General features: G+C 63.0%; 16 protein-coding genes and 1 other annotated feature. Of the genes, 9 read left to right on the forward strand and 7 right to left on the reverse strand.

Annotated elements, in window-relative coordinates:
• Positions 1 to 39: 39 nt before the first annotated feature.
• The 3 genes from FKZ61_RS02305 (at position 40) to FKZ61_RS02315 (ending at position 1,682) form a co-directional block, all read left to right on the forward strand.
• The gene (locus FKZ61_RS02305) at positions 40 to 774 is read left to right on the forward strand and encodes a Crp/Fnr family transcriptional regulator (protein ID WP_170199109.1); all 735 of its coding nucleotides are present in this window, start codon (positions 40 to 42) and stop codon (positions 772 to 774) included.
• A gap of 193 nt (positions 775 to 967) precedes the next feature.
• Positions 968 to 1,219: a DUF1858 domain-containing protein gene (locus FKZ61_RS02310; RefSeq protein WP_141608451.1), complete on the forward strand. Its 252-nt coding sequence runs from the start codon at positions 968 to 970 to the stop codon at positions 1,217 to 1,219.
• A gap of 163 nt (positions 1,220 to 1,382) precedes the next feature.
• Positions 1,383 to 1,682 carry a 4Fe-4S dicluster domain-containing protein gene (locus FKZ61_RS02315; RefSeq protein ID WP_141608452.1) on the forward strand — a complete coding sequence of 100 codons (300 nt, stop codon included), beginning with the start codon at positions 1,383 to 1,385 and terminating at the stop codon, positions 1,680 to 1,682.
• A gap of 21 nt (positions 1,683 to 1,703) precedes the next feature.
• On the opposite strand, the gene FKZ61_RS02320 is transcribed toward FKZ61_RS02315, so the two are convergent.
• Genes FKZ61_RS02320 through FKZ61_RS02330 form a run of 3 tightly spaced genes read right to left on the reverse strand, consistent with a single transcriptional unit; the run spans position 1,704 to position 4,662 of the window.
• Positions 1,704 to 2,219 carry an ArsR/SmtB family transcription factor gene (locus FKZ61_RS02320; RefSeq protein WP_141608453.1) on the reverse strand — a complete coding sequence of 172 codons (516 nt, stop codon included), beginning with the start codon at positions 2,217 to 2,219 and terminating at the stop codon, positions 1,704 to 1,706.
• Between the two features lie 30 nt (positions 2,220 to 2,249).
• The gene (locus tag FKZ61_RS02325; RefSeq protein ID WP_170199111.1) at positions 2,250 to 3,731 is read right to left on the reverse strand and encodes a HAMP domain-containing sensor histidine kinase; all 1,482 of its coding nucleotides are present in this window, start codon (positions 3,729 to 3,731) and stop codon (positions 2,250 to 2,252) included.
• A complete protein-coding gene (locus FKZ61_RS02330) occupies positions 3,718 to 4,662 on the reverse strand; it encodes a substrate-binding domain-containing protein (protein WP_141608455.1) in 945 nt (314 codons plus the stop codon). The genes FKZ61_RS02325 and FKZ61_RS02330 overlap by 14 nt, the downstream gene beginning before the upstream one ends.
• Positions 4,663 to 5,165: 503 nt before the next feature.
• Between FKZ61_RS02330 and FKZ61_RS02335 the strand changes: the two genes are divergently transcribed.
• Together FKZ61_RS02335 and FKZ61_RS02340 are read left to right on the forward strand one after the other, a co-directional pair.
• The gene (locus FKZ61_RS02335; RefSeq protein ID WP_141608456.1) at positions 5,166 to 5,987 is read left to right on the forward strand and encodes a RibD family protein; all 822 of its coding nucleotides are present in this window, start codon (positions 5,166 to 5,168) and stop codon (positions 5,985 to 5,987) included.
• 39 nt (positions 5,988 to 6,026) lie between these two features.
• Positions 6,027 to 9,125 carry a PAS domain S-box protein gene (locus FKZ61_RS02340; RefSeq protein WP_141608457.1) on the forward strand — a complete coding sequence of 1,033 codons (3,099 nt, stop codon included), beginning with the start codon at positions 6,027 to 6,029 and terminating at the stop codon, positions 9,123 to 9,125.
• On the opposite strand, the gene FKZ61_RS02345 is transcribed toward FKZ61_RS02340, so the two are convergent.
• From FKZ61_RS02345 to FKZ61_RS02355, 3 genes are all read right to left on the reverse strand, one after another.
• Positions 9,106 to 9,996, reverse strand: coding sequence for a carbohydrate ABC transporter permease (locus FKZ61_RS02345; protein WP_141608458.1), 891 nt, complete (start codon positions 9,994 to 9,996; stop codon positions 9,106 to 9,108). The two genes, FKZ61_RS02340 and FKZ61_RS02345, sit on opposite strands and share 20 nt — an antisense overlap.
• A gap of 1 nt (position 9,997) precedes the next feature.
• Positions 9,998 to 10,930: a carbohydrate ABC transporter permease gene (locus tag FKZ61_RS02350; protein WP_141608459.1), complete on the reverse strand. Its 933-nt coding sequence runs from the start codon at positions 10,928 to 10,930 to the stop codon at positions 9,998 to 10,000.
• A gap of 120 nt (positions 10,931 to 11,050) precedes the next feature.
• Positions 11,051 to 12,379: an extracellular solute-binding protein gene (locus FKZ61_RS02355; RefSeq protein WP_141608460.1), complete on the reverse strand. Its 1,329-nt coding sequence runs from the start codon at positions 12,377 to 12,379 to the stop codon at positions 11,051 to 11,053.
• 177 nt (positions 12,380 to 12,556) lie between these two features.
• On the opposite strand from FKZ61_RS02355, the gene FKZ61_RS02360 reads away from it, so the two are divergent.
• On the forward strand, positions 12,557 to 13,780 hold the full coding sequence (locus FKZ61_RS02360; RefSeq protein ID WP_141608461.1) for a response regulator: 1,224 nt from the start codon (positions 12,557 to 12,559) through the stop codon (positions 13,778 to 13,780).
• A 47-nt stretch (positions 13,781 to 13,827) separates the two neighbouring features.
• Positions 13,828 to 15,609, forward strand: a complete 1,782-nt coding sequence (locus FKZ61_RS02365; protein ID WP_141608462.1) for a LamG-like jellyroll fold domain-containing protein — start codon at positions 13,828 to 13,830, stop codon at positions 15,607 to 15,609.
• Positions 15,610 to 15,722: 113 nt separating this feature from the next.
• Here the strand turns inward: FKZ61_RS02365 and FKZ61_RS02370 are convergent, their stop codons facing one another.
• Positions 15,723 to 17,906: an ATP-binding protein gene (locus FKZ61_RS02370; RefSeq protein WP_141608463.1), complete on the reverse strand. Its 2,184-nt coding sequence runs from the start codon at positions 17,904 to 17,906 to the stop codon at positions 15,723 to 15,725.
• Between the two features lie 132 nt (positions 17,907 to 18,038).
• Positions 18,039 to 18,247, forward strand: a binding site (T-box leader).
• Positions 18,248 to 18,306: 59 nt separating this feature from the next.
• Between FKZ61_RS02370 and serS the strand changes: the two genes are divergently transcribed.
• Positions 18,307 to 19,587 carry a serine--tRNA ligase gene (serS, locus tag FKZ61_RS02375; RefSeq protein WP_141608505.1) on the forward strand — a complete coding sequence of 427 codons (1,281 nt, stop codon included), beginning with the start codon at positions 18,307 to 18,309 and terminating at the stop codon, positions 19,585 to 19,587.
• Positions 19,588 to 19,990: 403 nt separating this feature from the next.
• Positions 19,991 to 20,593, forward strand: coding sequence for a CDP-alcohol phosphatidyltransferase family protein (locus FKZ61_RS02380; protein WP_141608464.1), 603 nt, complete (start codon positions 19,991 to 19,993; stop codon positions 20,591 to 20,593).
• The last annotated feature ends 44 nt before the right edge of the window (positions 20,594 to 20,637 follow it).

Genomic DNA, 20,637 nt, shown 5'->3' on the forward strand with positions numbered 1-20,637 from the left:
CGATTTGCCGCCCGCCCAGAGCCGGGATATGATGGAGATATGGCCGAACACGAGTCCCACCAGTCCAACGACAGTCCTTTGCTGGAAACGGTCTCCCTTTTCCAGGGGCTGGCCCCTGCCGAGCGCCAGGAAGTCTATCAGGCGGCCCACCACCGCGCGGTGGAGAAGGGCGAACTCTTCTTCGTGCAGGGGGAAGAGGCCCACACCCTCTACGTGCTGACCCAGGGGCGGGTGCGCCTGAACCAGCTCTCGCCCGAGGGCGAACAGGTACTGCTCCGGGTGATCGTGCCCGGTCAGCTTTTCGGTGGGGTGGCCGTATTGAGCGGCACCGCCTATCCCGCCGCGGCGGAAGCTGTGGTCCCATCCGAAGCGTTGGGCTGGGACGGCGAAACCATGGCCCGGCTGATGGAGCGCTATCCCGCCATTGCCCGCAACGCCCTGCGGCTGCTGGCAGAGCGCATCCAGGAATTGCAGGAGCGCTACCGGGAGCTGGCCACCGAACGGGTGGAGCGGCGGGTGGCCAGCGCGGTGCTGCGCCTGGCCCGCCAGACGGGCCGCAAGGTGGAAGGGGGCATCCTGATCGACTTCCCCCTCTCCCGGGAGGACCTGGCCGCCATGACCGGCACCACCCTCTACACCGTCAGCCGCATCCTCAAACGGTGGGAAAAAGAAGGGCTGGTGGAAGCCGGCCGCCAGCGTCTCCTCATCCGCTCTCCCCATGGCCTGGTGGCCCTGGCCGAGGATCTGCCGCCTGCCCTGGAGGCTCCCTCTTGACAGCCCCAACCGCCCCATCCGAAGAAGCAGCGCGAACGTCTCTCAGGACCTGACAAGCTCCCTCCGCCCCAACCCATCTCCCCAGCTGGGGAGATGGGGGCGATACCGTGACGAACCTTTTCCCCGTGGATTTGCGCTCGCGCAAAGACAGATCTCCCCTCCTCCACTATCTTGAACCGCGGAGGAGGTAAATATGGACCTGTCCGCCATGGCCGACATGACCGTGGATGAGGTGCTCCAGCGGTGGCCCCAGACGATCCCGATCTTCCTGGGCCGCTCCATGGCCTGCGTCGGCTGCCCCCTGGCGGCCTTTGAGACGCTGGCCGATGTAGCCCAGGCCTACAACCTGGAGTTGACGCCCTTCCTGGCCCAGTTGCAGGCAGCCTCTTCCCAGGCAGGGGGTGCAGCCCACGCCTCTCAGGGCGGCCCCGATGCTCCAGGATAATGGGGCGCGAAGATCCTGGGCCACCGCTGGCGCCTGCCGCGGCGGTCGGCCATGGCGATTCAGGCAGGTGAATGTCAGCACTTGTGCGAGCAGGTGAAAACAGTTTGGTTATCAGTCGTCAAGGTATCGGTCGTTAAGGTATCGGTCGTTAAGGAGCGGAACCATGACCCATGTCATCACCAGCCTGTGCGTTCGTGATGGAGCCTGTGTGGAAGTCTGCCCGGTGGAGTGCATTGTCCCCGGGCCCAAGGACGATCCGGATTGGCCCTTCTTCTACATCGACCCGGACACCTGCATCGACTGCGGCGCCTGTGTGCCCGAATGTCCGGTGGAGGCCATCTTCCCGGAGGAGGATGTCCCCCCCGAATTTGAAGACGACATCGAACTGAACGCGGCCTTCTTCACAGACGGCCCCGGCTACTGGGACTTCGATCTGGAGGAGGAACGGGTCCGGGCGGAGTAGCGGAGGCGGCCCCACCGGGCCTCAGGAGGAGGCGTCCAGCCGGTCTGTGGCTGGCGTCGCCGTCAGGGAGATGGGGCGGACATCAGGCGGGCAGGCGGGTGTGCGCTCCTGGATGCGAGCCGGGTCGAAGAAGGTCTGGAAAAGGCGGTTGATCTCCGCCAGGGCCTCCCGGCTGATGGAGTAGTAGATCCAGCGCGCGTCCTGCTCGTCCCGCTCCATCTCCACCAGACCGGCCCGCCGCAGCACGCCCAAGTGGTGGGAGATGAGGTTCGCCGGCATGTTCAGGGCATCCCCCAGTTCGCAGTTGCACTGGACGCCCTGCATGAGCAGATTGATGATGGCCAGCCGGCGGGGCTCCGCGAGGACTTTCAGCCAGCGGGCCAGCTGGTCCAGGGGAACAGGCGCCGCGGTCTCCGCAACGCTCTCTGTGGCGGTGTCTGTAGCGGTGTCTGTAGCGGTGTCTGTAGCGCTTTCAGTGCTCGTTACCGCGGCAGCTCGCGGTGCGGTTTTTTCTGGGATCTTTTCATTCGTTAACATAGGTGGATTATACCCCATTGGCCCGGGGCGTCAAAGGCGTCCGGCAGGCAGGGGCAGGGCCACGTAGATGGCCGTGCCGTCCGGGCTGCTTTCGATCTCCAGGGTTCCTCCCACCAGCTCAGCCCGTTCTGTCATGCCATGGATGCCCACGCTGCGGCCCTCCCGTTGGGCCGCCACCGGGTCGAAGCCATGGCCGTCATCCTCCACAATGGCCTGCACATGGTCGCTGCGCTGCTGGATCAGGACGCTGAGGGTGCTACAGCCGCTGTGTCGGGCCGCGTTGGTCATGGCCTCCTGAAGGATGCGGTACAGAATGATTTCGTGGGTGGGCGGCAAGCGATGGCCCAGGGCGACGTGGAGGTCCACCTGAATGTCCGGGTACAGCTGTTGAAACTCGCCCACATAGCGCTCCAGGGCCGCCTCCAGCCCCAGGTCGTCCAGCACGCTGGGGCGAAGCTGGCGACTCAACAGCCGCACTTCCTCCAGGGTCTGGGCCGCCATCTGTCGCAAGGCCTCCGTCCGCTGGCGGATCTGGGCCGGATCGTCCAGCTGGGCGATCACCTTCATCCCCACCATCAACGAAGAGAGTGCCTGGCCGACCCCATCGTGGAGCTCCCGGGAGATGCGCTTCCGCTCCTCCTCCTGGGCGGTGATCAGCTGTTCCAGCAGACGGCTGCGGGCTGCGTCCTTCTCCACAATAGCCTGGCGGCTGACCTCCAGGTCCTGCACCATCTGGTTGAACGCATCGGCCAGAGCGCCGATCTCATCGTCGGCCCAGTGGGGCGCCCGGGCCTGCAGGTTGCCCCGGCCCACCTCCTGGGTGCTTTCCACCAGCTGCAGGATGGGCTGGGTCAGTAGCCAGGTCAGAAAGAGCGCGGCCAGAATGCCGGCCACCGCCACGGCCAGGGTGGTCAACAACATCTGGCCGGTGACGGTGTTGACCACGCTGTGGAGCCGGGTCTCGGTCAGGCCCAGGTGGAGCACGCCGGCCCGCCCCTCGAAGATCGGGGCAGCGAAGTCATGGATGATCCCCTGGCTGCTGTCAAAACGGGTCACCAGGATGCCGTCCGCCGGATTCTGGGGGTCGGGCAGGGAGAGCAGGGCCACGGGAAAACCGTCGCTGCCAAAGGTGTGTGCCAGGACCTGTCCCTCCCGGTCGCGCACAAAGCCGTACAGGGCATCCGGGTGGTTGGCCACCGTCTCCTTCAACAGCTGGTGCAGCCCGTAGAGGTCGTTCAGCAGGAGGGGATCCACGCTGCGGGCGGCCAGATCGCTGGCCACCGAGCGGCCCCGGCTGTCCAGCTCCGCAAAGAAGACCCGTTCCATCACCGAGCGTACCTGCCAGGTTACCCCCAACCCCAGGGCCACGGTGAGGGCCAGCACAATCCCCATGATCTTGGTGCGAATGCTCACCCCGCCCAGGACGGTCCAGGCCCGGCCCAGCCAGGTGCTCATCTCGGGCAAAGGCAGTCTGGTCTGGCGCAGGGAGACCAGGGGCCTACTCTTCTCCAAGGCGCACCTCCCGATAAATGGCCCGCACGGCATCGTAGGCAACATCCTCGATAGGAACGAAGCGGTCGATGTTCAGGGCCTGTAGAATGGCCCGGCCCTCTGGATCCTGGTGCATGGTCAGGAGGAGTTCCTGGAGCAGGGCCTTCTGCCGGGGCAACATCCCCGGGGGCACTACCACGGGCGGGATGGCGAAGGGCTCCGAGCGCTGGAGCACCCGGATCCGGGCTGCCAGCTCTGGTTGGCGGCGCAACGCGTAGTCCAGGACCAGGCTGTCCACGGCCGCGGCGTCGGCGATGCCTTCGGCCACGGCCTCAATGGCCCGGTCGTGGCTGTAGGTGAAGAAGGTCCGCCGGAAAAATGTCTCGGGCCTCTCGCCCATCTGCTGCAGCCGGAAGGTCGGGTAGACACGTCCGCTGAAGCTCATGGGATCGGGGAAGGCGAAGGTGGCTCCCCGCAGGTCCGCCAGGGTTTGGGCCGGGCTGGTCGCGGGCACGATGAGGACAGAATGGTAGACGGTCTGCCCCTGGATGACCGGCGCGGCCAGCAGCTCCATGCCGAAGTGGTCGTGGCCTTCTACATAGGCGCTGGTGCAGACCAGCCCCAGGTCCACCTCCTGCTCGGCCAGCAACTGGTTCACCTCGGCGTACGTCTTGCGCTGGATCAACTGAGCCGGGCGCCCCAGGCGCTGCCCCAGATAGCGCACCAATGCCCCGTAGCTCTCCGCGTTGCCCTGGGGGGAAATGATGGCCGCCACCGCGACGCGCAGGGGGGTGACCTCGGCCGTGGCCATGGGCAAGGGCCGCCGAACCTCCAGATCCAGATAGGGCAGGGGCTCAGCCCGGGCCGCGCGACAGCCCGCCAGCCCCAGCATGAGCAAAGGAACCAGCCAGCGTAGAAGCCAGCCAGGCGGACGAACAGTTTGAGCGCTCATCGGTCTTCTCCAGAGGTGGACATCAAGGGCACCGCTCCTGCCTTCTGGGCCCTCCCTTTGTGGCTTAATCTTATCACATTCAGGACGGCGCCGCATCGGTGGTGCGCATCCGCAGATGCGCACTCCTCGAAAGGACAACCACGACGCGGCGTCGGCATCCGCAGATGCCGGGCTGAATCTGCGCCTTTTTTCAGGACAGGATGCTCACGCCGACCACGGGCAGCCATCATGAAATGGCGAATCTGTGTTCATCGGTGCAATCTGTGGTTTTTACAGCAGATTCCTCGATTCCTCGAATGGGATTGCAGAATCCCTGAACCTCGTGCTATGCTACTACAGTCTGGCGTAAATACCACAGCAGAAATTCCGGGTGCCCTCTGGGCGCACTCCCTCTGGTGGAAACCATCGGCGAATTTCTGCCGGGATTGACTACCCATGTTCACCCGCCAGCCTTACATGGAAGCCAGGCCGACGTGATGTCATCTACTCCCCAGGAGTTGTCCATGGACACCTTGCGTCAGCTCTACCCGGAATGCCGCAGCGTTCCCTTTACTGGTGCGTACCTGGCCCACGACCTGCGCAGCCGATCGGCCTCCTCCGAACGCCCATTCTTCTACGCCAATTTCGTGGTCAGCCTGGACGGCCGCATCGCCATCCCAGACGAAGACGGCAAGGGGCTCGCGGTTCCCAAGGCCATCGCCAATGACCGGGACTGGCAGCTCTTCCAGGAGCTGGCTGCCCAGGCGGACCTCATCATCACCACAGGGCGCTACCTGCGAGACCGGGCCCAGGGCCGCGGCCAGGAGATCCTCCAGGTGGACGATCCCCGTTATGCCTACCTGCGCACCTGGCGAGCCGAACAGGGGCTGAAGCCCCACCCGGATCTGGCCATCATCAGCAACAGCCTGCGCTTTCCCATCCCCGACGTCCTGACCGCCGGTGGCCGCCGGGTCCTGATCTTTACCGGGGCCGATCCGGATCCGGAACGGGTGAAGGAGCTCGAAGCCCAGGCCGGCCAGGTGATCGTGGCCGGCGGCGAACGGGTGGAGGGGCAGGTACTGGCCCAGCAGTTGAAGGACCAGGGCTACCGAACCATTTATTCCTCAGCCGGCCCCAAAATCCTACATATGTTGCTGGATGGCGGGGTGCTCGATCGATTATACTTGACCTTTGCCAGCCGACTTCTGGCCGGCGACCCCTTCGCCGCCGTGGTGGATGGCCCCCGGTTTCCAAAGGCGATAGACGCACGCCTCCACACCCTCTATCTGGATACAGAAGGGTTGGAGGGCCTGGGTCAACTCTTCGCCTGTTACGAAATTCTCTGACAGAACGGCTTCACGCGCTCCAGGAGTCAAGCCAACCCGATGGTCCAGGCCGATCCCAAAATCCTGGTAATCAACGCCAATCCATCTTCCCTCTCTACCATCCAGGCGGGGATCCAGACCCTCTACCCCCGAGCACGGGTAGAACCGGTCCTGGATGGTCAGGCCGTTCTCCAGGCCGCCGCGGATCTTCGACCGGATGTGGCCATCATCGACGATCAGCCCGGGGGAGCGGACCTGCTGGCATCGATCCGATTGCTCAGGGACCACAGCCCTCGCCTCCCCATTGTCGTCCTGATCCGGCTGGAGCAGGAAGCGCTGGCCGACGCCACCCTGGCAGCCGGCGCCGACGATTATCTGCTCAAAACGCCCCTGGTCTATCGCCGCCTGCCAAAGGTAGTTGCCGTCAACCTGGAACGGCAGACCCAGCGACAACAGCTGGCCAGCAGCCAGGAGCGCTATCAGCAGCTCTTTGCCAGCGTCCCCGTGGGCCTCTTCCGCTGTGGCGAGGGGGCCAGGATGGTGGCCGTCAACCCGGCGCTGGCGGAGATCCTGGGCGCGCCGGGGCCATCCCAGCTCCTGGGCCACTGTCTGGTGGACTTCTTCGTGGACTCCGCCCTGGCAGCCCAGTGGCAGGACCAGCTGGCCCAGCCGGGGGCCGAAGGCCGTTTCGAAGGGGAGTTCCGCCGCCTGGACGGCCAGACCCTCTGGGTGCGCATTCAGGCCCGCAAGATCGCCGACCCGGTCAACGGGAACCATTACTGCGAAGGCAGCCTGGAGGACATCAGCAAGCAACGCCAGGCCCAGCAGGCGCTGCGCGCGTCGGAAGAAAAGCTGCGTCTCATCTTTGAGCACGCGTTCGACGGCATCAGCATCTACGAAGAGCTGCCCGAGAGCGGTTCCCGCCGCCTGCTGGAATGCAACGAACGCTACGCGGAGATGGCGGGCCGAAGCAAGGAGGAGCTGCTGGCCCTGGGCAACACCTCCCTGCTCCATCGCAAGGTGAGCCGCCGCTTCAGCCGGGCTGAGAACTTGATCATCCGCCAGCATCAACTCCGCTATCGGGGCCTCTTCTCCTGGATTCGCCCCGACGGCAAGGAAAACGTCATCGAGTACTCTGCCGCGCCCATCAACCTGGATGGCCGCCCCCTGACCATCGGCATCGACCGGGACATCACCGAACGCATCCGGGCCCAGGAAGAGATCCAGCGCCGGGCCGCTCACCTGGAAGCCCTCAATGGGGTCATCGCGGCAGGAGCCATGGCCCGGGCGCCGCGGGAGCTGATGGAGCAGACCGCGCGCCAGCTGTCCAGGGCCCTGCAGGCCGACCGGGTCCTCCTGTGGGTGGGCAACGAGATGGTCGCCGAAGGGATCGAGCTGGAAGCCGCGCAGGCATGGCAGGCCCGGCTCGCGCCGGTGCTCTCCACCGGAGTCCAGCGCATTGCCGGCGAGGTTGGGGAGGACGAGCGAAGCAGCCGGCGGGACACGCTGCTCGCGCCCATCACCCACGAGGGCCGCGTTTTGGGCGGCATCCTGGCCCGGGCGGTGGATGTGGATGCCTGGCCCCACGATGCCGAGACCCTGGCCCAGGCGGTGGGTAAGGAGGTAGGCGCCGCCCTGGAGCGCCTCTACTTGTTGGATCAGGTCCAGACCCAGGCCCGGCGACTCCAGATGCTCATGGACGCCTCGCCGGATGGCCTCCTTTTCCTGGATCCGGAATGGCGGGTGGTGGTGGCCAACAGCGCGGCAGAACAGGCCCTGCAGCGGTTGGGGCAGATGCCGTCCCAGACACCCCTGACCCACCTGGGGCCCATCCCGTTGGAAGTACTGCTAACCGCTTCCTCCCCAGGCGAAATCCAGGAGATCCACCAGCCCGAGGGCACCATCTACGAAGTCAGTGCCCGTCCCGTCCACACCCAACAGCAAGAGCAGGGGTGGCTACTCCAGATCCGAGATGTAACCCGGGAACGAGAACGCCAGCAGCAGAGCGAACAGCAGGGGCGGCTGGCCGCGGTGGGGCAGCTGGCGGCCGGGATTGCCCACGACTTCAACAACATTCTGGCGGTCATCCTGCTCCTGGCCCAGTTGCTGGAAGCCGAGTTGTCCATGCCTGAAAAGAGCCGGCGCCGGCTGGAGAACATCATCCGCCAGGCTCAGCACGCGTCCAACCTGATCCATCAGATCCTGGACTTCAGCCGCCGGTCGGTCCTGAAGCGTACCACCGATGATTTCAGTGCGGTGGTGGCAGAGACGGCGGAGTTGCTGCGGCGAACCCTGGCCAGCAACATCCAGGTGGTGGACAGCTACCAGGCGGCGGATTTCACCATGGAAGCCGATTTTACCCGGCTCAAACAGGTGTTGATGAACCTGGCGGTGAACGCACGAGATGCCATGGCATCGGGTGGCACCCTCACCTTTACACTGGAACGGCTGTGTGTCCAACCGAACGAACAGCCCCCGGTGGCCGGCCTATCAGCCGGGGAGTGGATCCGGCTGACGGTGACCGACACGGGCGAGGGCATGTCTGCGGAGGTATTGCCCCACATCTTTGAGCCTTTCTTCACCACCAAGGAGGTAGGCCAGGGGACCGGCCTGGGGCTTTCCCAGGTGTATGGGATTGTCAAGCAGCACGGCGGCGAGATCGCCGTGGAAAGTCGCCCGGGGCAGGGAGCCCGGTTCGACATCTACCTGCCGGCCCTGCCGGCCCCGAAGATGGGGGAGACCATCTCCGAGCCGACGGAGACTGTCCAGGGGCGGAGTCATACCCTGCTGCTGGTGGAAGATGAGGAGCTGCTGCGGGAGGCCCTGGCTGAGGTATTTCAGTCGTACGGGTACCAGGTGCTGACTGCGTCCGGCGGTGCGGAAGCCCTGGAAAAGTACGAACAGGTCAACGGCCAGGTGGACCTGGTCATCAGCGACATGGCTATGTTGGGCATGAATGGCATCGAACTGCACCGGGCCCTGCAGCAACGGGCGCCCGCCATCCGCACCATCATCATCAGCGGTCACCCATCCCAGCGGCAACAGGTGGACTGGCGGCAGTTGGGCATCCGGGCATGGCTCCAGAAGCCGGTGAGCGTTGGCGAGCTGATGGAGCAGGTCCACAAGGTGCTGGAAACGGTCAGCCCTTCAGGCCGGTAGTGGCCAAACCGCGCACCAGGAAGCGCTGGGCGTAGAGGAAAAGGGCAATGACCGGGACGGTGACCATGACCGACGCGGCCATGAGTTCAGCCCATTGGGTGCCAAACTCCTGATTGAAGGCAGCAAGGCCTAGTTGAAGGGTCTTCATCTGATCTTCCTTCACCACCACCAGGGGCCACAAGAAATCGTTCCATGTCCAAAGAAACGAAAAGAGCCCCATGGTTCCAATCACCGGCTTGGAATTGGGTACCAGGATGCGCCAGAAGAAGCCGGCGTGGGAACAGCCGTCGATGAGGGCAGCATCTTCAATTTCGCGCGGGAAGCTCTGGAAAAACTGCCTGAAAATGAATACCCCGTATACTGAAATCAGTCCGGGGAAAATCAGCCCGGGATAGCTGTTGAGCAGGCCGATCCCCCCTTGCCCAAACAGATCGTTGCCACCGGCCAGGGGAAAGCGACGGATCAGCAAGAAGATAGGCAGCACCAGAACTTCAAAGGGAACCATCATGGTGATAAGGAGGGCAAAAAACAGCGCATGACGGCCGGGAAATTCCAGCCGGGCAAAAACATAGCCGGCCATCGCGCCCAGAAGGATCTGGCCAGCCACGTCGGCAACAGTCACGAAGGTTGTATTCCGAAAAAGACGGCCCATATCGATGGCATGATAAGCATCGGCGTAGTTTGCCCAGTCGAACTGGCTTGGGATCCAGCGTGGGGTGATGCCGAAAATTTCCGCATCCACTTTGACCGAAGTCAACACCATCCAGACGAATGGCAGAATCATGACAAGTGCGCCAAGAGTCAACAGCAAATAGACGAACAGCAACGTTAAGCGGAATTCCTGCCGTCTGTTTGTCAGCAATGGGGCCATCTTAGTTCTCCTCGCGCAAGAGGCGGAAATTCAAAATCGTAATCAACAAAATTGTCGCCAACAGAACCATGGAAATTGCACCTGCCCTGCCCAGGCGCAGATATCCAAAAGCGTTCATATAGACTTCCCAAACCAAGGTGTTTGTCGTCAGGAGAGGCCCACCCTGGGTCAAGATAAAAATCAGCCCAAAACTACGGAAAATACCGATCGAGTAAGTCACCACGACAAAGAGGATGATGGGGCGTAGAAGCGGTACAGTAATAAATGCGAATATCTGCCAATTCTTAGCTCCATCGATGCGTGCAGCTTCATAAAGTTCGGTGGGGATGTCCTGAAGACCGGCCAGGAAAATCACCATATTGGCACCCAGAGCCGCCCATAGCGTGACGATAATCAGTGAAGGCAATGCCAATTTCGGATCATAGAGCCACTGCTGGGGAGGGATCCCCACCAGCCCCAGGAAGTAGTTAAGTAGGCCTACCTGAGGATTAAAAATCCATTTCCAAATCAATGACGAAACCACCACCGAGGTCACCACAGGCAGGTAGTAAATAGTCCGGAAGATGATACGCCCGCGAATAGGTTGATCCAGGAGCACTGCGACGACCAGGGCCAATGCCGTGCCCAGAGGGACACTCCCGACCGTAAAGAGAATGGTATTACGAATGGCCTTCAGGGTGACCTCAGTGGTAAAGACCCATCGGTAGTTGGCCAGGCCGGTAAACTTCATGGGCGAAAACAGGTCGTAGTTGGTGAAGCTGAGGACAATATTGTACAGGACCGGATAGAACTTGATGGCGATGAAGATCAGCATGGGCACTAGCAAAAAGGTATAGGCAGTAAACCATTCACTCCCTATCCAGCGCTCCACCCGCCGTTGCCATCCGGGCTGGGGACGTACAGCTGTGGGAGAATCACTCATTATCGTCGACATGGTTCTTTTCGCCTCATTCCTGGCTATAGGTCTATGCAACACCTGGTTTGGGGAATTGGAAGAAGGCCGACTTCTGACCGAAGTCGACCTTCTGGGACGTGATGGTCCGGCTGAGCACTGCTATGCATCTTCGGCCAGGATGGCGTCGATCTCCGCACAAGTGGCGACCATCGTCTCCTCAGGCGAAAGCTCACCCCGCAGGCACTTTTCCAGGTTGGTCGCCAAAGGCCGGAATAACTCAATGAGCCGCCAATGTTTGGGATACGGCACCGCGTACTCGGTGGCAGTCAATAATACCTTCATCCGATCGGTCATGAATTCCGCATCTGCCAGGGAACGACGGGGCGGTGTGACTCCTGCACTGGCACAATATTTCTCCAACATAGGTGCGCTGGTCAGATGCTGGAAAAACGCCCATGCCATGTCGGGTGTTTTGGTCAGGCTCGAGATGAAGAATTTATTTACCCACACGTGGCAAGCCTGTACTTTGTGGCGTAAGGGCAAAGTCACCACCAGATGCTCTAACTGGTCGGGGGCGTAGAGATTGACATCTCGTTCCAGGAAGGAAGAATCGTAAGTCGAAGAGGCCATCCCTACCGCAATCGGCGCCAGATCGCCCTGGGCTTCAAAGCCGGGATAGGGCTGCACCTGATCTTCGACGACCAGGGTATACACATATTCCAGTGCTTCGATGGCCGGAGGCTCATCCAGAGTACAATGGGTGAGATCATCGCTTAAAAACTGCCCACCAGCCATCTCCATGAACTGCATATAAGCCTGCAAGTCGTTCTGCCAACCGCCGGGGCCAGAAAAATGGTATCCTTCCCGGGTAATTTTCCCGTTCTCCCGGATGGTTAACGCATTGGCAAACTCCCGCAACTCCTCCCAGTTGGTCGGCGGTGCCGCGATCCCGGCCTCCTCCATATGGTCCTGACGGTACCAGAAGGAACGGATGTCAATCCGGTACGGAACCGCCACAATACTACCGTCTATGGTGACATCGTCCTGCAATGCCGGGAAGAAATCATCCCAGTTCCACTCATCGCCGGCCAGGGCAATGTAATCGTCCAACGGCAGCGCCCATCCCCGTTTGGCCATTTGCGGCGCCCAAACTGCCCCTCCCTGGAAAACATCCGGAGTGACACCGCTGGCAAAGGCTGTAGTCATCTGTTCATTATAACGTCCCCAATCTGTGTAATTGACATTGACCGTGACATTTTTCTCCCTGGTGAAGGCTGGAATGATCTCATCTTCCAGGACAGCTTTGGTTGGCTCTGCATAATCGACCATCATCAGGCTCAGTTCAACCGTTTCTCCCGTTGCAGACGGTTCTCCCTGTGCGCCTTCAGTGGTCGGAGCAGGTGCAGGTGCACAAGCAACCAACAGGGTCCCAAGGGAGAGCGTCCCGCTCAGACGCAGAAAATTTCGTCGATCCAATTTGGCTGGCATGGGGTTCCTCCTAGATTGATTCGTGAGAGTGTAAACAATAAGTAGGGCACTTTTTCATCTACAAGCGCCAGATGGTAAGCTATGGTTCTGCGGGTGACAGGGATTCCCACTCACTGTAACAAAAGATTGCCCACCCTTGCCACCCCCCAGGCTGCCAGAACACTGCCAAAGACTGCCATGTCCCATAACGAACGCCACCAACCTGCACCAGCGGAACCCGGTCCACCACCCGAGTTCGTCGAGCAGGTGAAGCAGGCCCTGGATCACCTGTACGATATCGACTTCCTGGAACGCCATCCCCTGACCTTTACTACAGGGGCCGGCGAGGAGTCGCCGCCCGCGCTGCGAGGACAGCGGCTGCGGTGGGAGCTTTCTGCTGCCATCGAAGCCCTGAACCCCGGCGCGCATGTCCCCTTCGCCGCGCCACCGGCCCGCATCTACAACCTGCTCAGCCTTCGCTATGTGGAACGCCGCAGCGTGCTCCAGGCCGCCCAGGAGCTCAACCTCTCCGAACGCCAGGCCCACCGGGATCTGCGCCAGGGAGAAGAGCGGGTGGCCGCGCAACTGTGGGCACGCCGCCCAGAGCTGTCGCGCCAGGAACCCCGCGCCCTTCAGCTCTCGTCTTTCGAGGCAGAGATGGCCCGCTTTGAGCCCCACCCCCGCCCCACGGACCTGGGGCAACTCCTGCGCCATGCCCGGCAGGTGGTCGCTCCCCTGGCCGCCCAGCGTGGCATCGACCTCCAAATCCACCTTTCCACCCAGCAGGCCGTGGTTTCCCTGGACCCGGCCATCGCCGAACAGGTGTTGGTCAACACCCTCAGCCATGCCATCCAACAGGCCGCAGGCGGTTACCTCACTGTCCGTTTGCATGACCGGTCGGATACGGTCCGGATCTCCCTGGAATTTGCCGTCTCGTCTGCCAGCCAGCCCCGTACCGCCCTCGATCTGGTCACTCTGCAAATCGCCGACCGACTGGGCTGGCAGCTGAGCCAGGAAACACCTGAACCCGAGCTGCGGACCATCTGCCTGCAAATCCCCACCCGGGGCCCCACCGTCCTGGTCATCGACGACAACGAGGGGCTGGTCAGCCTGCTGGAACGGTATCTCACCGACCAGGCGTGCCGGGTGGTGGCCGCCACCAATGGCCAGGAGGGCCTCCAACTCCTGGAAAACCTGGTGCCCGACGCTATCATCCTGGACATCATGATGCCCGAAATGCACGGCTGGGAATTCCTGCAGCGGGTCCGGGCCAGGCCAGCCCTGGCCCGGGTGCCCGTCATCATCTGCTCAGTCATCCACAACCCCCAGCTGGCCTACTCCCTGGGCGCCTCCTTCTTCCTGCCCAAACCCGTCCGCCGCCGGGACATCTTGGAGGCCTTACAGCAGGTGGGGGTGATGTGACCGGGCAGCGCTAAAACAGATGGCATCCAGCAACATGAGGAATATCCATGGAAACCATTCCCGACCATCGCCACATCGCCAACGGCTACGAAATTCCCTCCGAGACTTATTGCGACCAGCCCTACATCGTCCAGACCGACGATGGCGCCTGGCTCTGCGTGATGACCACTGGCAGCGGCCACGAAGGCCACCCCGGCCAACATGTGGTCACCCTGCGCAGCACCGACCAGGGCCGCACCTGGAGCCAGCCGGTCCCCCTGGAGCCGGCCGATGGCCCGGAAGCCTCCTATGCCGTGCTCCTCAAGGTGCCCGGCGGACGCATCTACGCCTTCTACAACCACAACACCGACAACATCCGCCAGGTCAAGGCCGAGGAAGTGGCCGCGGACTGGGCCCCCGACGGCTGGTGTCGGCGAGTGGACTCCCTGGGCTACTTCGTCTTCAAGTATAGCGACGACGGCGGACGCACCTGGTCCCCCCAGCGCTATCCCATTCCCGTGCGGGAAATGGCCATCGACCGGGAAAATGTCTACGGCGGCGCCATCCGCTTCTTCTGGAACGTGGGCCGCCCCTTCATCCACGACGGTGCTGCCTACGTCTCCCTTCACAAGGTCGGGGGATTCGGACGGGGCTTCTTCACCCGCTCGGAAGGGGTGCTGCTGAAGAGCGAAAACATCCTCACCGAAAGGGACCCCGAACGCATCACCTGGGAGACCCTGCCCGACGGCGACCACGGCCTGCGGGCGCCTGCCGGCGGCGGCCCCATCGCCGAAGAGCAGAGCTATTCGGTCCTCAGCGATGGCACCTTCTTCTGCGTCTATCGCACCATCGACGGCCACCCAGCCTATGCCTACAGCCGGGACCAAGGCCACACCTGGACAGAACCCCAGTACCTCCGCTACGCCAACGGGCGTCTGGTCAAGCATCCCCGGGCGGCCAACTTCGCCTGGCGCTGCCAGAACGGCCACTTCCTCTACTGGTTTCACAACCACGGCGGCACCTGGTACGAAGACCGCAACCCCGTCTGGCTCTGCGGCGGGGTGGAAGTGGACGGCCCCGACGGCAAGGAGATCCGCTGGAGCCAGCCAGAAATCGCCCTCTACGACGACGATCCCTTCATCCGCATGAGCTACCCGGACCTGGTGGAGGAAGACGGCCGCTATTTCGTGACCGAAACCCAGAAGGACATCGCCCGGGTCCACGAGCTGGATCCCACCCTACTGGCAGACTTGTGGGGCCAGTTCAAGCGGGCGACCGTGGCCCGGGATGGTCTGCTCTTGGAGCAAGGCTCTCCCATGCCTGACCGGGTGGAGGCACCTCCACTGCCCGTCTTCGTGCGCCGCAGCGCCAGCCGGGCCGACCACGGCACCGAAGATCTGCGGGCCGGCTTCACGGTGGAGCTGTGGATACAGCTGGACTCCCTGGCAGCGGGGCAGATCCTGCTGGACAACCGCACCCGCAACGGCAAGGGGTTCTGCCTCCAGACCACGGCCCGGGGCACGGTGGAGATGGTCCTCAACGACGGCCGCACCGAAAATCGCTGGGATTGTGACCCGGGTCTGCTCTCGCCGGGCAGCCGCCATCACCTGGTGGCCATTGTGGACGGCGGACCGAAGATCGTCTCCTTCGTGGTGGATGGCGTGCTGTGCGATGGCGGGAAGTTCCGCCAGTTTGGCTGGGGGCGCTTCAGCCCCCACCTGCGGGAACTCAACGGTGAGGTGCATCTGCGCATCGGCCCGAAGCTCCAGGGCCGCATCCATCTCGTCCGCCTATACGGCCGCTACCTGCGCACCTCCGAAGCCATCGGCAACTATCGGGCGGGCCTTTAAAACAGGATTGATGCCGATTGTCTAATCAAGAGGCATCGCAGGTCACGTATGGAAACCGGACCCACGCAATCATGAACGCCACTTCACAAGACGATCGGTATTACGAGCAGGATTTACGAGACGGTGGGGGAAGGCCAGGGAATCCGCTCGGGATCCCGGGGTTCCATCGCATGGAGCAGGGCCTGCAGGCAGCTCAGCACCTCCGCCGGCCTGGCCCCGTCGGGATGGTGAAGCAGCAGCCGGCTGCCGCGGCGATTCAGCACATCTTCGGCAAAGCTGGTGGCGGTCAGGACGATCACCGGCAGATCAGCCCAGCGGTGCTCCTGGCGCATGGCCTGGAGCACCTGGAAACCGTCGCAACCCGGCATGATCAGGTCGAGCAGCAGGAGGTCTGGGACCCGCTCCCGGAGTGCCTGTAACCCCTGTTCGCCGCCGTAACAACTGCGCACCGTCCAGCCTCCGCCCCCGGCCTCTAGCATGCGTTCCACCAGTTGGCAGAAATTGCGGTCGTCGTCCACGACCAGGATGTCATGCACAGCGCCGACCTGGTGGATGGCATCCAGAAGCCGTCGTGCGGTGATGGGCTTGTTGAGGCAGGCCGTTACCTGTAAATCTGCCGCCACCCAGGCCTGGCTGGGCAACGAACACTGGATCAGGGGCACCGGCAGCGCGAACAGGGAACGATCCTCCCTCTCCTCGCCTGGGAGGACGTTCCAGATCACCGCCTGGGGCCGGTGCAGGGCCAGACTGGCCTCCAGCGCCTCGGGCCGGGCTACATGGATCACTTCATAGTCTGTCAGGTGGCGGTCGAGCAGGATGGCCACGCCCGGATCGGGGTCAAGTACCAGCAGGGTCGGCAACCCGGAGGCAGGCTGGGCGGGTAGCGGGCGGCTCAGATAGAGCCGGGAGAGGGAAACAGCTTCTTCGGGGATGGGCAGGGTAAAGGTGAAGGTGGAGCCCTTTCCCAATTCACTCTCCACCCAGATGCGGCCGTCATGGGCTTCCACAAAATGCTTGCAGATGGCCAGGCCCAGCCCCGTGCCGCCGTGGGTTCGATGCAGCGAACGATCCACCTGGTAGAACTCATCAAACAGGTGGGGGAGCTCCTCTGGTGGGATCCCCGGCCCGGTATCTTGGACGCGGATCTGCACTTCCCCCCGAACCCGGCGCACTTCCACCCGCACCGAGCCCTGTTCGGTAAAACGGGCGGCATTGTTGAGGAGGTTCAACAGGGTCTGGCGAATGCGGATCCGATCCAGGAGCAGGGGCGGCAGGTTCGGCGGAACGAGGGTCTCCAGGCGCACCGGCCGCCCCCGGAACAGATCCTGGGCCATCTCCACCGTCTCCCGGACGAGCCCGCCCAGATCCGTTACCTCTTTGTCCAGGACGAAGCCGGCAAGCTCGAAGCGGGAAAGGTCCAATACGTCGTCAATCATCTCCAGGAGGTGACGGGCGCTCCGGTAGATCTGGTACACGTCCCGGCGCAGGGCCATGGGCCACTCCATGGGGCCGTAGATCTCGGGCGAAAGGTGCATGATCTCGCTGAAGCCCAGGATGAGGTTGAGGGGGGTGCGCAGCTCGTGGCTCACGTTGGCGGCGAACTGCTCCTTCATCCGCCGGGCCTCTTCTGCCTGTTGGCGGGCCACCACCAACTCCTGTTGGGCCCGACGCAACAGTCGATTGCTCAACTCCACCGCGTGGAGGGTACGGCTCAGTTCTCCCCGGTGGATGCGCACATCCTCCAGCAGGCGGTTGGCCCGCTCCTGGAGCTGCCAGGCCCAGGCCAGCACGGTGTAAAGAGTGTACACCGCCAGCCAGGAGAGCCCCAGGGTGACCGCGGTGGTCAGGGCCAGGCCTCGCCAGCCATAGGCACGCAGGCCCTGCTGTTCCAAAAACCACGCCAGCCCCAGCACCAGGACAGCCGGAATCACTACACCCCAGGGCATCAAAAAAGCGCCCACCACCACGAGGGGCAACAGCAGAAACGGCAGCCAGGGGAGGCCGTTCAGCCACATCGCCCCCAGGAGCAGGCCGGTCAGGCCAGCTATCAGCAGATACCGGGCCCATTGGACATGGCGCCGGTTCAGCCAGTAAACGCCTGCGCCCAGCCCCGCCAACCCTGCCAGCAGGCCCTCCAACGCCAGGGGAAACGGATTCATGGGCAGCACCAGCCAGGCCAGGACTCCCCCCACGGCTGCCGTAAACAGCCCCAGACGCCCGGTCAACTGGGTGTGGAGTTCGGCCAGGTTGGCCAGGTCGAAGCCTTCGTCGAAAAAGTAGGCCATGCCACGGAACATGATTGGACTCCTGGACTGGATTTTCCCAACAATTGACACCACCGCGCGCTGTATGTTAGCATTGTTGGCGGTACAATTGAAGTGCGTTCCTGGCCATGCACCCTGACAACCGCATGGTTCAGAGCCGCATTCCTAAAGACGTTGACAGAGGCCATGCTTCGTCCGTGACGCCGTTCAGAGAGTTGCCGGGTGGTGCGAGGCAACCGGCAGCGGCGAAGTAGCACCTCTCGAGTCCCCGGCAGGAAATGGCCGGGCGGTTCACGCCGTTATCGTGGAATGAGGCGAGCAGCAGAGGCTGCCGCGAATTCAGGTGGCACCACGGAGTTCCCTTCGTCCTGAGCTTCAGGCGAAGGGAATTTTTCATTGGGACGAAAACCGTGAAGCAGGAAGGAGCAGAATGATGCTGGACATCCGCTGGATGCGAGAAAACCGGGAGGCGCTGGCCGAGGCCATGCGCAAACTCAACGCGACCGACGCCCCCTGGGAGGAAGCCCTGGCTCTGGACGAACGCCGCCGGGAATTGCTGACCCAGGTAGAAGCCTTGCGGGCCGAGCGCAATGCCGGCTCCAAGGAGGTCGGGCGGCTGTTCCGAGAAAAGAAAATCGAGGAGGCCAACGCCCTCAAGGAGCGCATGGCCCAGATCGGCGCGGAAATCGAACGCCTGGATGCGGAGCTGCGCCAGGTGGAGGCCGATTTCGAGCAAGCCATGCTCCGCATTCCCAATCCCCCCGAGCCGGACGTCCCCGTCGCGCCTGACGAATCGGGGAATGTGGTGGTCAAGGAACACGGCACCAAGCCCACTTTCGACTTCACCCCGCTGCCCCACTGGGAGCTGGGCGAGCGGCTGGACATCCTGGATATCGAGCGGGGCGTGAAGCTGGCCGGCAGCCGCTTCTACGTCCTGAAGGGAGCCGGCGCCCAGCTCCAACGGGCGTTGATTAACTGGTTCCTGGATGTGCATGTCAACGAGCACGGCTACCAGGAAGTCTACCCCCCCTTCATGGTGCGGGAGTACTGCATGGTGGGGACCGGCAACCTGCCCAAGTTCGGCGACGTGCTCTACCGGGATGCGGAGGAGGATTACTGGCTGATCCCCACCGCGGAGGTGCCGGTGACCAACCTGCACCGGGATGAAATCCTGGAGCCCGGCCAGCTTCCCCTCTACTACGTGGCCCACACGCCCTGCTTCCGCCGGGAAAAGGTCTCGGCCGGGAAAGACGTGCGGGGCATCAAGCGGGTCCACCAGTTTGAAAAGGTGGAGATGGTGAAGTTCGTGGAGCCGGCCACCGGCCGGGAGGAGCTGGAATCCCTGACCCGCAACGCCGAAACCCTGCTGGAACGCCTGGGGCTGCCCTACCGCCGGGTCCTGATCGCCACCGGGGATCTCTCCTTCGTGGCCTGCATTAAATACGACCTGGAGGTATGGTCGGCAGGCTGCCAGGAATGGCTGGAGGTGAGCTCCTGCTCCTGGTTCCGGGACTTCCAGGCTCGCCGCGCCAACATTCGCTACCGACCAGCCGAGGGCGCCCGCCCCGAGTTTGTCCACACCCTGAACGGCTCCGGCCTGGCCCTGCCCCGGGTCATCATCGCTATCCTGGAGAACTACCAACAGCCCGACGGCACCGTTATTGTGCCGGAAGTGTTGCGGCCGTACATGGGCGGGCGGGAACGCATCGGCTGAGCCGCGGGTTCAGACACGCCGCAGGTCCGGCCTCCCGGCTGGACAGTCGTTCCATGCACCCTTGTCACGCAAGGATGCGTGACCTACGAGCCGCAGGTCCGGTCCCCCGGCCGGACAGTCGTTCCATGCACCCTTGTCACGCAGGGATGCGTGACCTACACGCCGGTCCGGCCTCCCGGCTGGACAGTCGTTCCATGCACCCTTGTCACGCAAGGATGCATGACCTACGGACGACAGAGCGTAGAGACGCACGGCCGTGCGTCTCTACGCATGTAGAGGACCTTACAGATGAACGCCAAAGCCTGGAGTAGGGTAGGCCCATGATATAAACCCTTCCCACCTGTCGGCGGGCTCCACATGCGGGTCACCGGCTCTCTGTCCTCATCATCAAAGGAGCAAAACCATGCGCGATGCGGTCCTACGGGCCCAAAAGGATAAATGGATGGCGCCCCTGGCGCAATACTACTTCCGCCAGGTCCATCCCAATGTCCTTTCGGGAATTGCCCTGACTGTCGGTCTGGTGGCTGCCTGGCTGGCCATGGAAGAACGCTACGCCCTGGGTCTGCTCATGTGGTTCCTGAACCGCATCCTGGATGGGCTGGACGGCCTGGTGGCCCGCACCCATGCCAAACAGAGCGATTTCGGCGGCTACCTGGACCTCTTGCTGGACTTCATCGTGTACCTGGCCGTTCCCCTGGGCTTTGTGGCTGCCAACCCCAGCCTGCCGGTGCTGTGGAGCGCGCTGGCCTTGCTGGCTTCTTACGTCCTGAACCTCCTCTCCTGGACCACCCTCTCGGCTCTATTGGAAAAACGCGAGCGCCGCAAGAGCCCACGCCTGACCAGCGTGGAAATGCCTGCCGGCCTGATTGAAGGCGCGGAGACGATCCTGTTCTACAGCTTCTTCTTCCTCATGCCCCAGGCCATCACCTACCTGTTCGGGCTAATGGCCCTGCTGGTACTGGTGACGGCGGGGCAACGGATAGTGTGGGCCTATCGACACCTGTGATCACCTGCCCCACAGTGAAGATCATCGCCATGGCCGCCAACCAC

It is taken from the genome of Litorilinea aerophila (genome assembly GCF_006569185.2).
Taxonomy (GTDB): domain Bacteria; phylum Chloroflexota; class Anaerolineae; order Caldilineales; family Caldilineaceae; genus Litorilinea; species Litorilinea aerophila.

Coding starts and splice junctions, on each gene's coding strand:
- FKZ61_RS02360 (WP_141608461.1), top strand. CDS start 12,557: ATGTCCCATAACGAACGCCACCAACCTGCACCAGCGGAACCCGGTCCA.
- FKZ61_RS02310 (WP_141608451.1), top strand. CDS start 968: ATGGACCTGTCCGCCATGGCCGACATGACCGTGGATGAGGTGCTCCAG.
- FKZ61_RS02380 (WP_141608464.1), top strand. CDS start 19,991: ATGCGCGATGCGGTCCTACGGGCCCAAAAGGATAAATGGATGGCGCCC.
- FKZ61_RS02350 (WP_141608459.1), bottom strand. CDS start 10,930: ATGTCGACGATAATGAGTGATTCTCCCACAGCTGTACGTCCCCAGCCC.
- FKZ61_RS02305 (WP_170199109.1), top strand. CDS start 40: ATGGCCGAACACGAGTCCCACCAGTCCAACGACAGTCCTTTGCTGGAA.
- FKZ61_RS02365 (WP_141608462.1), top strand. CDS start 13,828: ATGGAAACCATTCCCGACCATCGCCACATCGCCAACGGCTACGAAATT.
- FKZ61_RS02355 (WP_141608460.1), bottom strand. CDS start 12,379: ATGCCAGCCAAATTGGATCGACGAAATTTTCTGCGTCTGAGCGGGACG.
- FKZ61_RS02370 (WP_141608463.1), bottom strand. CDS start 17,906: ATGTTCCGTGGCATGGCCTACTTTTTCGACGAAGGCTTCGACCTGGCC.
- FKZ61_RS02315 (WP_141608452.1), top strand. CDS start 1,383: ATGACCCATGTCATCACCAGCCTGTGCGTTCGTGATGGAGCCTGTGTG.
- FKZ61_RS02330 (WP_141608455.1), bottom strand. CDS start 4,662: ATGAGCGCTCAAACTGTTCGTCCGCCTGGCTGGCTTCTACGCTGGCTG.
- FKZ61_RS02340 (WP_141608457.1), top strand. CDS start 6,027: ATGGTCCAGGCCGATCCCAAAATCCTGGTAATCAACGCCAATCCATCT.
- serS (WP_141608505.1), top strand. CDS start 18,307: ATGCTGGACATCCGCTGGATGCGAGAAAACCGGGAGGCGCTGGCCGAG.
- FKZ61_RS02320 (WP_141608453.1), bottom strand. CDS start 2,219: ATGTTAACGAATGAAAAGATCCCAGAAAAAACCGCACCGCGAGCTGCC.
- FKZ61_RS02335 (WP_141608456.1), top strand. CDS start 5,166: ATGGACACCTTGCGTCAGCTCTACCCGGAATGCCGCAGCGTTCCCTTT.
- FKZ61_RS02345 (WP_141608458.1), bottom strand. CDS start 9,996: ATGGCCCCATTGCTGACAAACAGACGGCAGGAATTCCGCTTAACGTTG.